General features: G+C 67.0%; 14 protein-coding genes. 10 read left to right on the plus strand and 4 right to left on the minus strand.

The window, feature by feature from the left end:
• From AC1RLU_RS18270 to AC1RLU_RS18290, 5 genes are read left to right on the plus strand one after another with little or no spacing between them, the layout of a single operon-like run.
• A complete protein-coding gene (locus tag AC1RLU_RS18270; protein WP_492797290.1) occupies positions 1 to 876 on the plus strand; it encodes a metal ABC transporter permease in 876 nt (291 codons plus the stop codon).
• Positions 877 to 910: 34 nt separating this feature from the next.
• The gene (locus AC1RLU_RS18275) at positions 911 to 1864 is read left to right on the plus strand and encodes a metal ABC transporter substrate-binding protein (protein ID WP_492797292.1); all 954 of its coding nucleotides are present in this window, start codon (positions 911 to 913) and stop codon (positions 1862 to 1864) included.
• A gap of 46 nt (positions 1865 to 1910) precedes the next feature.
• The gene (locus tag AC1RLU_RS18280) at positions 1911 to 2873 is read left to right on the plus strand and encodes a CobW family GTP-binding protein (protein ID WP_492797293.1); all 963 of its coding nucleotides are present in this window, start codon (positions 1911 to 1913) and stop codon (positions 2871 to 2873) included.
• Between the two features lie 14 nt (positions 2874 to 2887).
• Positions 2888 to 3898 (plus strand): WD40 repeat domain-containing protein, encoded by a 1011-nt coding sequence (locus AC1RLU_RS18285; protein WP_492797295.1) that lies wholly within the window; start codon positions 2888 to 2890, stop codon positions 3896 to 3898.
• A 5-nt stretch (positions 3899 to 3903) separates the two neighbouring features.
• Positions 3904 to 4191 (plus strand): hypothetical protein, encoded by a 288-nt coding sequence (locus AC1RLU_RS18290; protein WP_492797297.1) that lies wholly within the window; start codon positions 3904 to 3906, stop codon positions 4189 to 4191.
• On the opposite strand, the gene AC1RLU_RS18295 is transcribed toward AC1RLU_RS18290, so the two are convergent.
• The gene (locus AC1RLU_RS18295; protein WP_061965976.1) at positions 4188 to 5012 is read right to left on the minus strand and encodes an OmpA/MotB family protein; all 825 of its coding nucleotides are present in this window, start codon (positions 5010 to 5012) and stop codon (positions 4188 to 4190) included. The genes AC1RLU_RS18290 and AC1RLU_RS18295 overlap by 4 nt on opposite strands.
• A 15-nt stretch (positions 5013 to 5027) precedes the next feature.
• Positions 5028 to 5798 carry a motility protein A gene (locus AC1RLU_RS18300; protein ID WP_454035465.1) on the minus strand — a complete coding sequence of 257 codons (771 nt, stop codon included), beginning with the start codon at positions 5796 to 5798 and terminating at the stop codon, positions 5028 to 5030.
• 138 nt (positions 5799 to 5936) lie between these two features.
• Here AC1RLU_RS18300 and AC1RLU_RS18305 point away from each other — a divergent pair, with 138 nt between their 5' ends.
• The 3 genes from AC1RLU_RS18305 to AC1RLU_RS18315 all read left to right on the plus strand — a co-directional run bounded on the left by AC1RLU_RS18305 (position 5937) and on the right by AC1RLU_RS18315 (position 9284).
• Positions 5937 to 7754, plus strand: coding sequence for a glucan ABC transporter ATP-binding protein/ permease (locus tag AC1RLU_RS18305; protein ID WP_492797665.1), 1818 nt, complete (start codon positions 5937 to 5939; stop codon positions 7752 to 7754).
• 56 nt (positions 7755 to 7810) lie between these two features.
• Positions 7811 to 8791 (plus strand): TRAP transporter substrate-binding protein, encoded by a 981-nt coding sequence (locus AC1RLU_RS18310; protein ID WP_492797298.1) that lies wholly within the window; start codon positions 7811 to 7813, stop codon positions 8789 to 8791.
• 157 nt (positions 8792 to 8948) lie between these two features.
• Positions 8949 to 9284 carry a DUF1330 domain-containing protein gene (locus AC1RLU_RS18315; protein WP_492797299.1) on the plus strand — a complete coding sequence of 112 codons (336 nt, stop codon included), beginning with the start codon at positions 8949 to 8951 and terminating at the stop codon, positions 9282 to 9284.
• Between the two features lie 6 nt (positions 9285 to 9290).
• Here AC1RLU_RS18315 and aroB read toward each other — a convergent pair whose 3' ends face one another.
• Together aroB and AC1RLU_RS18325 are read right to left on the minus strand one after the other, a co-directional pair.
• Entirely contained in the window at positions 9291 to 10427 is a 1137-nt protein-coding gene (gene aroB, locus AC1RLU_RS18320) for a 3-dehydroquinate synthase (RefSeq protein ID WP_492797301.1), read from the minus strand.
• Positions 10424 to 11026, minus strand: coding sequence for a shikimate kinase (locus AC1RLU_RS18325; protein ID WP_492797667.1), 603 nt, complete (start codon positions 11024 to 11026; stop codon positions 10424 to 10426). The genes aroB and AC1RLU_RS18325 overlap by 4 nt, the downstream gene beginning before the upstream one ends.
• Positions 11027 to 11203: 177 nt before the next feature.
• Between AC1RLU_RS18325 and AC1RLU_RS18330 the strand changes: the two genes are divergently transcribed.
• Positions 11204 to 11350, plus strand: coding sequence for a hypothetical protein (locus tag AC1RLU_RS18330; protein ID WP_061965984.1), 147 nt, complete (start codon positions 11204 to 11206; stop codon positions 11348 to 11350).
• Positions 11347 to 12276: a site-specific tyrosine recombinase XerD gene (locus AC1RLU_RS18335; protein WP_492797303.1), complete on the plus strand. Its 930-nt coding sequence runs from the start codon at positions 11347 to 11349 to the stop codon at positions 12274 to 12276. The genes AC1RLU_RS18330 and AC1RLU_RS18335 overlap by 4 nt, the downstream gene beginning before the upstream one ends.
• Positions 12277 to 12279 lie beyond the last annotated feature (3 nt).

Below are 12279 nucleotides of genomic sequence, written 5' to 3' on the forward strand. Positions count from 1 at the left end.
ATGTTCTACGACCTTCTCATCGGCCCCTTCGCCGAATTCGACTTCATGCGCCGCGCGCTCGTCGGCGTGGTCGCGCTTTCCGTCTCGGGCGCGCCGATCGGCGTCTTCCTGATGCTCAGGCGCATGAGCCTGACGGGCGATGCCATGGCGCATGCCATCCTGCCCGGCGCGGCTCTGGGCTATCTCGTTGCGGGATTCTCGCTGCCGGCGATGACGATCGGCGGGCTCGCGGCCGGCTTCGCGGTGGCGCTGGCGGCAGGCGCGGTGGCGCGCGCGACCGTCCTCAAGGAAGACGCCTCGCTCGCCGCCTTCTACCTGATCTCGCTGGCGCTCGGCGTCACCATCGTCTCGCTCCGGGGCTCGGCGATCGACCTGCTGCATGTGCTCTTCGGCAATGTGCTGGCGCTCGACGACCAGGTGCTGATCCTGCTCGCCGGCGTCGCGACCGTGTCGCTCTTGTCGCTGGCGGCGCTCTATCGGCCATTGGTGCTGGAATGCGTCGACCCCGGCTTCCTGCGTTCGGTCAGCCGCTCGGGTGGCGTCGTACATCTCGCCTTCCTCGCGCTCGTCGTGCTCAATCTCGTCGCCGGTTTCCATGCGCTGGGGACCTTGCTCGCCGTTGGCATGATGATGCTGCCGGCGGCCGCCGCACGCTTCTGGACCGCCGATATCACGCGGCTCCTCTTGCTCGCGGCCGGCTTCGGCATGGTGTCCGGCTATGCCGGGCTTGTCGTGTCCTATGCGGCGGGGTCGAGCCTGCCGGCGGGGCCGTCGGTCATTCTGGCCGCCGGCGCGATCTATCTGGGCTCGCTCCTGTTCGGCTCGCAGGGCGGGCTTGCGCGACGCCTCTTGCCACGAGCCCATCTCCAGAGATAGATATGTTATATCGTTACATATTCTGGAGTCGCCCATGCCCACCCGTCGCGCTTTCGTCGCTGGCCTCGCTTTCGGGCTTGCCGCAGTCGCCACGCCGTTCGGCGCCTTTGCGCAGGAGAGCGCACAAGGGAAGCTGCCGGTGGTGGCGAGCTTCTCGATCCTCGGCGATTTCGTCCGGCAGGTCGGGGGCGAGCGCGTCAGCGTGACCACGCTGGTCGGCCCGGACGGTGACGCGCATGTCTATTCGCCGACACCGGCCGATGCGAAGGCGATGGCCTCGGCCAGGCTTGTCCTGGTCAACGGCCTGCATTTCGAGGGCTGGCTGCCACGCCTCGTGAAATCCTCCGGCACCAAGGCTGTGCTGGCCGAGGCGACCAATGGCATCACGCCGCTGGAGGCCGATGACGACCACGACGACAAGGCCAAGGGCGGCCACGCGCATGCCCATGGTCATGACGACCCTCATGCCTGGCAGAGCATCGCCAATGCGAAGATCTATGTCGCCAATGTCAGGGATGCGCTGAGCGCGGCCGACCCCGCCGGCAAGGCAAGCTACGAGGCCAATGCCACGGCCTATCTCGCCGAGCTCGACACGCTCGAAGGCGAGGTGAAAGCCGCCATCGCCCGCATCCCGGCCGAGCGACGCAAGGCGATCACCACCCATGATGCCTTCGGCTATTTCGTGAAGGCCTATGGCATCGCCTTCGTCGCGCCGCAGGGCGTTTCGACCGAGGCCGAGGCTTCCGCCAGGGATGTCGCCCGCATCATCCGGCAGGTGAAGGCGCAGAAGATTCCGGCGGTCTTTCTCGAGAACGTCACCAATCCGCGCCTTGTCGAGCAGATCGCGCGTGAGAGCGGCGCCAAGGTCGGCGGCCGGCTCTATTCGGATGCGCTCTCGGCCGAGAGCGGGCCGGCGGGGACTTACATCCGGATGATGAAGCACAATATAAGCGAAATCGAAAAGGCGCTCGCCGCCGGCCCGGCCTGACCGGGCGGTGTCATCCTCGTCGCGTCGCAGTCATTCAGGTCAAGCCATGTCCGAGAAAATCCCCGTCACGGTGCTCACCGGCTATCTGGGCGCCGGCAAGACCACGCTCCTCAACCGCATCCTGACCGAGGACCACGGCAAGAAGTTCGCCGTGATCGTCAACGAGTTCGGCGAGGCCGGCATCGACGGTGACCTCATCGTCGGCGCCGACGAGGAAATCTTCGAGATGAATAACGGCTGCATCTGCTGCACCGTACGCGGCGACCTGATCCGCATTCTCGACGGCCTGATGAAGCGCAAGGGCAAGTTCGACGCGATCATCGTCGAGACCACCGGTCTCGCCGATCCCGCGCCGGTCGCCCAGACCTTCTTCGTCGACCAGGATGTCGGCGATGCCACCCGTCTCGACGCGGTCGTGACCGTGACCGACGCCAAGTGGCTGAAGGACCGGCTGAAGGATGCGCCGGAAGCCAAGAACCAGATCGCCTTCGCCGACGTCATCGTGCTCAACAAGACCGATCTGGTGACGGCGGACGAGCTGGCGGATGTCGAGGCCGCGATCCGCGCCATCAACCCCTATGCCAAGCTGCACAAGGCCGAGCGCGCCAATGTCGATATCGCCGCGCTGCTCGACCGCAACGCTTTCGATCTCGACCGCATCCTCGATATCGAGCCGGATTTCCTCGAATCCGGGCATCATCATCACCATGCCGAGGATGTGCGCTCGATCTCGCTGACCGTGCCGGGCGATGTCGATCCTGAAAAATTCATGCCGTGGATCAACGACCTCACCCAGATTCAGGGGCCGAACATCCTGCGTTCCAAGGGCATTCTGGCCTTCAAGAACGAGCCGCGCCGCTTCGTCTTCCAGGGCGTGCACATGATCCTGGACGGCGACCTGCAGCGCGACTGGAAGGATGGCGAGACGCGCGAGAGCCGCCTCGTCTTCATCGGGCGCGATCTCAACGAGAACGAATTGCGTAAGGGGTTTGAAGCCTGCGCGGCCTGAGCTAAAGCCGCGTCATGACGACGATGACCCCACCCGTCTCGCTACGCGAGCATGTCACCCCGATCACTGCCGAGACGCATGTCGTCGCGGCCCACTGGCTGAAGCAGGGGCTCGTGCTCGCACTGGCCGACGGGCGCGTGCTGCGCTGGCGCGACGGCGCCATCGTGGACAGCGTCGAAGCCCATGCCGGCGGCATTCTCTGTGCCACGGGCGATGGCGAGCGCCTGGTCTCCGGCGGCGATGACGGGCGCGTCGTCGCCACCCGTTTCGAGGGTGAGCCGGAGGAGTTGGCGAAGGACCAGAAGCGCCGCTGGATCGATGCGATCACGCTGTCGCCCTCGGGCAACCTCGCCTGGAATATCGGCAAGACCGTGCAGGCCCGCGACGAGAAAGGCCGCATCCGCACGTTGGATGCCGCGAGCACGCCGCAGGGCCTCGTCTTCGCGCCGAAGGGCTATCGCCTCGCCATCGCCCAGATGAACGGCGTTTCGCTCTGGTATCCGAACACCGAGGCGAAGCCGGAATTCCTGGAATGGAAGGGCTCGCATATCGACGTCGTCTGGTCGCCCGACGGGCGTTTCGTGGTTTCCTCGATGCAGGAGAACGCGCTGCATGGCTGGAAGCTCGGCGACAAGCCCGGCCATATGCGGATGACCGGTTATCCGGCCAAGCCGCGCTCGCTGTCCTGGTCGCATGACGGGCTCTGGCTCGCCTCCAGCGGCGCGGACGGCGCGATCGTCTGGCCGTTCCAGGGCGACGGCCCGCAAGGCAAGGCGCCCCGCGAATGCGGTGTGCGCCATGCCCGCGTCACGCGGGTCGCCTTCCATCCGGGCGCACTGGTGCTGGCGATCGGCTATGATGACGGTTGCATCCTGATGGTCCGGCTGACCGACGGTTCCGAATTGCTGGTGCGGCCGGCCCTGCGCGGCAGCGGGATCAGCGCCTTCGCCTGGGACAAGGCCGGCAAGCGGCTCGCCTTCGGCGCCGAGGATGGCGCGGCCGGCGTGCTCCTGCTGCCGAGCTGAGCGCCATGCGCTTCGGTCTCTTCGGCAAGGCTGAGACCCGCAAGAGCGGCGACGCGAAGGCCGAAGCCAAGGCTGCGGCCGAACGGTTGAAGGTGCAGGTCAGGGAGCATCTCGGCCTGCCCGAGACGGCGGCGATCGCCGTCAACGAGATCATCTGCGCCGATCCTGCCTGCCCGGGCAGCGAGACGGTGATCCTGGTGATGAAGCCTGGCGAAAAGACCCGCGCCTACAAGTTGCAGATGGCGATGGCCGCGGTCACGGCGGAGGCGCTGGCCGACGCTTTGCGTGCTTAAGGCCTGAAGCCGTTCGGCAGAGCGGGCGCCTCGGCCTTGAGCACGATCCCGACCCGGCGATTATAGGGCAGATAGGGATTGTCCTTGATCAGCGGCTCGGTGTCGCCGCGGCCGGTAACGGAGAGGAAGCGCTCGTTCGGGACGCCGGCATTGGCGAGTATCTCGCGCACGGCACTGGCGCGGGCGATGGAGAGGCCCCAGAGGTCGCCCTCGGGTGCTTCTCCTGGTCTCGGCGTGGCGCTGTGGCCGGAGATGGCGATCTTGTTGGGCATCTGGCGCAGCGTCGGGGCGACGGCGGCCAGCACCTTGCGCATGCGCTCGTTCGGCTGGGCCGAGCCCTCCGCGAACATCGAGCGGCCTTCCTGGTCGACGAGCTGGATGTCGATGCCGGCTTCCGAGACTTCGACCAGCACGTTGCGCGAGATCTCGGCGATCTCCGGCATGTCGCGCAGGGCCTGCCTGAGCGAGGCGGCGGCGAGCGCGAAGCCGCGGTCGAAGGTCGCCGACATCAGCCCGTCGTCCTTCTGGTTGTGCTGGCTCGGGCCGGGCGTGTCGGTCGCGTCTTCCAGCGGGCGGATATGGGCGTTCTTGATGTGGCTCTTGGTCGGGATGCCGTCGCGCTCGACGATGCCGGCGAGGCGGACGTCCGTCTGCGTACCGAAGGCTTCGCGCATCGAGCCGGCGACGATCTGGAGCTTCTGCTTGTCCTGGCTCGAATAGGCGGCGACCATGACGAAGAACGCCATCAGCAGCGCCATCAGGTCGGCGAAGGTCACGAACCAGCCGTGACCGCCGTGTCCCCCGCGTTTTTTCTTGGCCATGGCCCTAGGCCCCGATCATGCCGCTTCGGCCATTTCGGCGCGGTGATGGTCGGGCAGATAGGCGAGCAGCATCTCACGAACCAGCGTCGGGCTCTTGGCGTCGCGCATCTGCAATACGCCGTCGATGATCAAGGTGCGGGAGATTTCCTCCTCCTCGAGCTTGATATGCAGCTTGTCGGCGATCGGCAGCGTGAACATGTTGGCGACCATCGCGCCGTAGAGCGTCGCCAGCAGGGCTGTCGCCATGGCCGGGCCGAGCCTCGATGGGTCCGACATGTTGGCGAACATCGTCACCATGCCAAGGATCGTGCCGATCATGCCCCAGGCCGGGGCGCAGTCGCCGATGGCGCGATAGACCTTGGAGCCTTCGTCTAGCCGCTGCAGGAAATTGTCGCGGTCGCGCTCCATCGTGTCGCGGATGAAATCCTTGTCGTAGCCGTCAGCAATATAGCGCAGGCCCTGGGCCAGGAACGGGTCGGAGACCTCTACGCTCTCGAGGGCGACGGGGCCGCTCTTGCGGGCGATCTCGGCGACGCGGGTGATCTCGTCGATCAGCTCGCGCGGATGGATCGAACGCATCGTGAAGGCGAAGCGGACACCCATCGGCAGGCCATGCGCGATCACCGAGAAGGGAAAACGCAGCATCGTGGCCGCGCTCGCGCCGCCGAAGATGATGATCGCCGCGTGCTTGTCCCAATAGGCGGCAAAATTGCCGCCATCGATCATGATCAGCGCGACGATCGTCGCGATGCCACCCAGAATACCTGCGCCGGTGGCGAGATCCATGACAACATCCTGATCCACGCGATGCTCCGGAGCGCGGGCCGGGCTTTCGCAGTGCGTAAACCATAAGAGGTGTGGGTTGAACGAAGCGTTAAGGTTGACCGCTTGCCCGGCGCGCCGGTTTCGCTAAAGCTCGGCGCGATGTCTCTGCTCTCGCTCTATGCCCGCGTCCTCGGCGAGCTCGGCCCGGAAAAGCGGCTGGGTATCATCCTGGCGCTTGCCAATATCGTGCTGGCGGCGGTCGCCTTCGCCGAGCCGATGCTGTTCGGCGCGCTGATCGACCGGTTGACCACGATCCAGGTTTCGGGCGGGACCCTGACATGGGCCAGCATCAACCTGCTGATCGTCGCCTGGGTCGGCTTCGGCCTCGCCAATATCGCGCTCGGCGTCTTCGTCGCGCTGCATGCCGACAGGCTCGCCCACCGCGCGCGCCTGACGGTGATGGCCGAATATTTCGAGCATGCACTGACCCTGCCGCTCGCCTACCATACCCAGACCCATTCTGGTCGCGTGCTCAAGGTGATGCTCGACGGCACCAACGCGATGTGGGGGCTGTGGCTGTCCTTCTTCCGCGAGCATTGCGCCTCGGCCGTCGCGCTGTTCGTGCTCCTGCCCTTCACGATCTGGAAGAACTGGCAGCTCGGGCTGCTGCTGGTCGCGCTCGTCGTGCTGTTCGGTTCGCTCACCGCCTTCGTGCTGCGCAAGACCGATCGCTTGCAGAGCAATGTCGAGGCCTATCATTCGAATCTGGCGGAACGGGCCTCGGACGCGCTCGGCAACGTACCGGTGATCCAGAGCTTCACCCGCATCGAGGCGGAGGTGCGCGGCCTGCGCTCGACCATCGCCAATGTGCTGGCCGCGCAATTGCCGGTGCTGTCCTGGTGGGCGGTGGCCAATGTCGCGACGCGCGCCTCGGCGACGCTGACCGTGCTCCTGATCTTCATCGTCGGCACCTGGCTTCTGATGCACGGCCAGACCACGGTCGGCGAGATCGTCACCTTCATGGGCTTCGCCACGATGCTGGTCGGGCGCCTCGAACAGATCGTCGGCTTCGTGAACTTCATCTTCATGCAGGCGCCGAAGATGCGGGAGTTCTTCGAGGTGCTCGACACGCTGCCGAGCGTGCGCGACCTGCCCAATGCCAAGGACCCCGGCCGGCTCGAGGGCGCCGTCGCCTTCGAGGACGTCTCGTTCTCCTATGACGGCAAGCGCGCCGCGGTGCGCGACGTCTCCTTCACCGTGAAGCCCGGCGAGACGATCGCCGTCGTCGGCTCGACCGGCTCGGGCAAGTCGACGACGCTGGGCCTGCTGCACCGCGCCTTCGATCCGCAATCAGGCCGGATCACCGTTGACGGCATGGATATCCGCGAGATCTCGCTGCTCTCGCTCCGGCGCAATATCGGCGTCGTCTTCCAGGAGCCGATGCTGTTCGCCCGCTCGATCCGCGAGAACCTGCTGGTTGGCAAGCCGGATGCGACCGATGCCGAGATGATGCAGGCGCTGGAACGTGCCCAGGCGGCCGAAGTGATGGCGCGCCAGGTCGACGGGCTCGACACGCTGGTCGGCGAGCGTGGCCGCACGCTCTCCGGCGGCGAGCGCCAGCGTTTCTCGATCGCGCGCGCGCTGCTCAAGAACCCGCCGGTGCTGATCCTCGACGAAGCCACCTCCGCGCTCGACGCGGCGACCGAGGTCAAGCTGCAGAAGGCGCTGGAGGAGGTGATGAAGAACCGCACGACCTTCGTCATCGCGCACCGCCTCGCGACGATCCGCAACGCCGACCGCATCCTCGTCTTCGAGCAGGGACAGGTCGAGGAGATGGGCACCTTCGACGAGCTTGTCGCCAAGGGCGGGCGCTTCGCGGCGCTGGCGCGGGCGCAGTATCTCGTGGCGGACAAGCCGGTCTCCGAGCCGGCCGCGGAGGCCGCAAGCCCGCTGGCGCAGAAATTGCGGGCGGATTGACGAGGGCCCGCCCCTCTTGCTGGAATGCTCCGGCAAAGCACCAGAGGGGAATTGTCATGCGATGGCTGGCCGCCGGTTTCGTCGTCACGGGTCTCGTCTTCAGCGCTGGCGCCGCGTTGGCGCAGACGAGCTGGGAGATGCCGACAGAGTATCCGGAGACGGCGATTCCCGGAGAAGGGGTCGCGAGCTTCGCCAGACTGGTCAACGAACGGTCCGGAGGGCGCCTGACGATCAAGCCGAGCTTCGACGCCAAGCGCGGCATCAAGTCGGCGCAGATGATCGCAGCCGTGCAGAAAGGCGAGGTTGCAGCCGGCGATGCCTTCGCCGGTGCGCTCGGCGCGGTCGATCCGCTGTTCGGCCTGTCCTCGCTGCCCTTCCTCGCGACCTCGATCGCCGACGCCCGCCGCCTGACCGATCTGGCGCGGCCCGCCTACGCGAAGAAGCTTGCAGGATTCGGGCAGAAGATCCTCTACACGACGCCCTGGCCGGCCTCCGGCATCTGGTCGAAGGCGCCGCTCGATTCATCCGCCGCCCTGACGGGCCTGTCGATCCGGACCTATGACGCGACCTCGACCGCCGTGATGAACGCGGCCGGCGCCAAGGCGGCCAACCTCTCCTTCGCCGATGCCATGCCCAAGGTGAAGGATGGCTCGGTCGTCGCCGTGCTCTCCTCCGGCGATGGCGGGGCAGGGCGCAATCTCTGGGATTTTCTGCCGAATTTCACCGAGGTGAACTACGCGATGCCGATCTCGCTCGCGACGGTCAATCTCGCGGCTTACGAGGCGCTGCCGGCCGATCTCCGACAGATCGTGGATGCGGCGGCGAAGGAGACGGAAGCGCGGCAATGGACGGCGATCCGCACGCGGCTCGATGAAAATTACGCACGGATGCGGGCAAACAAGGTCGCGATCCGCGCCGAGGTACCGCCGGACGTGGCCCAGGCACTGGCCAAGGCCGGGCGCGGCGCCGTGGAGGACTGGCGGCACCGGGCCGGATCGGACGGGGCGGCCCTGCTCGACCAGTACGAGAAAAAATAGGGCGCGATCGGGGGGCGGTCGCCGCAACCGAGGGGGTCTGTCGAGGCAAGTCCCCGGAGCTGCACGATTACCCCGGTGGTAATCGACCTCATGCGCCGGAGCCGCCATGGTCCTCCGCAACGAACGGCCTCTCGGCCGCCAGATGCAGGAGAGAACCATGACCGCCTATGCCATCGCCCATCTGCAGGATGTCCGCCTCGGCGCCGAGATCATCGACTACATCGCGCGCATCGACGGGACGCTCGCACCCTATGACGGGCACTTCCTGATCCATGGCGCAACGCCGGAGATCGTCGAGGGGCCGTGGCCCGGCGATCTCGTGATCATCGCCTTCCCCGACATGGAGCGGGCGCGCGCCTGGTACGATTCGCCGGCCTATCGCGCGATCCTGCCGCTGCGGACGGAAAATTCGCGCGGTGTGACGATGCTCGTGAAGGGCGTAGAGCCCGGTTATCGCGCTGCCGACTTCCTGGCGAAGATCGGTCTCGCCTGAACCGGCTCAGGCGAGTTCCGCCTCGACGAAGGCACGCACCTCATCGGCCGCGACGCCCGGCGCGATGAAGCTCTTGCCGATGCCACGGGCGAGGATGAAGGTCAGCACGCCGCGCTTGACCTTCTTGTCCTGCGCCATGGCGTTGACGATCTCCTCGGCGCTGCCGGCTCCGCCCGGCACCTGCTGCAACCGGCTGGGCAGGCCGACATGGTCGAGATGGCGCGAGACGCGGCCGGAATCCTGTCCCGAGCACAGGCCGAGACGCTGCGAGAAGCGGAAAGCCAATGCCAGGCCGATGGCGACGGCCTCGCCATGGACGAGGCGCGCGGAATCGTAATTCGTCAGCCGCTCCAGCGCATGGGCGAAGGTGTGGCCGAGATTGAGCAGGGCGCGGTCGCCTTCCTCGCGTTCGTCGCGGGCGACGATGGCGGCCTTGGCGCGGCAGGAGACGGCGACGGCGTGATCGCGTTCCGGGCCGCCGGCGATGACGCGGCTCCAGTTCACCTCGCACCAGTCGAAGAAGGTGGGATCGTCGATCAGCCCGTATTTCACCACCTCGGCATAGCCGGCCTTGAACTCGCGCTCGCTCAGCGTGTCCAGCAGGGCGGTATCGGCGATGACCAAAGCCGGCTGATGGAAGGCACCGATCAGGTTCTTGCCGTGCGGCGAGTTGATGCCGGTCTTGCCGCCGACCGAGGAATCGACCTGGGAGAGCAGGGTGGTGGGCACCTGCACGAAGCGCACGCCGCGCCGCAGAACCGCCGCGGCGAAGCCGGTGAGATCGCCGACGACGCCGCCGCCGAAGGCGATGACGAGGTCGTTGCGCTCGATCTTCGCCGCCAGCAGCGCATCGCAGAGTGCAACGAACTGGGGATAGGATTTCGACGCCTCTCCCGGCGGGATGGTGATGCGGGTCGCGGCGATGCCTTCCTGCTGCAGGCAGGTCTCGAAAGCCGCGCCATGCAGGGCGGCGACGCTCTCGTCGGTGACGATGGCGGCCTTGGCGCCGGGCGCGAAGGCGGCGATCAGGGCGGCCGCCTCGCAGAGCTGGTGGCGACCGATATGGATATCGTAGCCACGGCCTTCGAGCGCGACGGGGACGACGATGCGGGCACCGGTCTTGTCGGACATGGTGGCGTTCATGATGCTGTCGCTCCGGCTGCCGGCCCGAGATAGTCGCCCAATGCGACGATGGTTTCGCCGACCACGACTTCGTGAGGCTCGTCGCTCGACAGGATGGTGATGTCGGCGAGCGCATAGACCGGCTCGCGCTCGGCCAGCATCCGGCGCAAGGTCGCTTCCGGGTCGGCGGTCTGGAGCAAGGGCCGGTTCGAGCGCTTGCGGACGCGGCGCATCAGCACGTCGGGCTCGGCCTTGAGCCAGACCGAGATGCCGAGTTCCTTCACGCGCTCGCGCGTCTCGGCATTCATGAAGGCGCCGCCGCCGGTCGCCAGCACGAGCGGGGCGCGGGTGGTCAGGACGCGGCTGATGACCCGGCGTTCGCCCTCGCGGAACTCGGCCTCGCCGCGCTGCGCGAAGATCTCCGGGATCGTCATATGCGCGGCCGTCTCGATCTCGGTATCGGCATCGACGAAGGGCAGGCCGAGGCGCGCCGCCAGCCGGCGGCCGACGGAGCTCTTGCCGGACCCCATCATGCCGACGAGCACGATGGCCCGCGCGCCGAGAATGGCGCGGAGATCGGTCGTTTCGGAGGCAGCGATGGAAGCGGCGGCGGTCATGATACCTTTCAATCCTCGGCACGGCTGTAGCACCGGCCGGCCGCTGCGTCATGCCCCTGTCACGCGCTTTGCACGAGGCTGTGGCCCGCCGGCCCTTGCGCGGCGCAGTTGCGATCGAGGATAATCAAATCGGGTGCCGGGATCGCGCGCGCCCCAAGCGATTGCGAGAGTCCGCCCGACGTGCCGACGCTGTTCCGTTTCCTGGCTTTCATCGCGATCATCGCCGGGCTGATCTTCGGGGGCATGGTCGCGCTCGTCACCTTCGTTCAGCCGGTTCAGCGCGAGATGGTCGAGATCGTACCGCCTGCCAAACTGCAGCCGAAATGAGCCGGCTGGCGCGCCAGCGGCTGAATGCCTTCCTCGACATGCTGGCGGCCGAGCGCGGCGCGGCGCGCAACACGCTCGACGCCTATGAGCGCGACATTACAGATTATCTCGAATTCCTCGGCGGCAAGGCGCCGGGCGACGCCCTGCCTGGGGATATCCGCGGCTGGCTTGCCGATCTCGCGGCGCGCGGACTCAAGGCTTCCTCCGCGGCACGCCGGCTTTCGGCCGTGCGTCAGTTCCATCGCTTCCTCTATACGGAGGGGCTGGCCGGCACCGACCCCTCGGCCGCGATCGCCGGGCCGCGACTCGGCCGCCCCCTGCCCAAAGTGGTGACGGTCGCGGATGTCGACCGCCTGCTGGAAGCGGCGCGGGCCGCTTGCGAGCGGGAGGGGATAACGAAGGCCGCGCGGCTCAAGGCCCTGCGCATGCGCTGCCTAGTCGAGATGCTTTATGCCACGGGCTTGCGCGTCTCGGAACTGATTGCGCTGCCCTTGTCGGCCGCGACGACGCGTGAGCGCTTCCTGATCGTGCGCGGCAAGGGCGACAAGGAGCGGCTGGTGCCGCTGAACGACGCGGCGCGACAGGCTGCGCGTGACTGGCTGGCTGCCTTGAAAGAGGCCGAAGAGGCGGATGGGCGCTGGCTCTTCCCCTCGGACGGCGAGAGTGGGCATCTGACCCGTCAGGTCTTCGCCAGGGATCTCAAATCGCTGGCCGGGGCGGCCGGGCTTTCGGCGGCGGCGTTGAGCCCGCATGTGCTGCGCCACGCCTTTGCCAGCCATCTCCTGCAGAACGGCGCCGATCTCAGGGTCGTCCAGGAATTGCTGGGGCATGCCGACATCGCGACGACACAGATCTACACCCATGTCCTCGACGAGCGGCTGAAGAGCATGGTCCGCGATCTCCATCCCCTCGCGGATGGAGAGTGAGGC

Source organism: Allobosea sp. GW822-FHT05A11 (assembly GCF_058800455.1).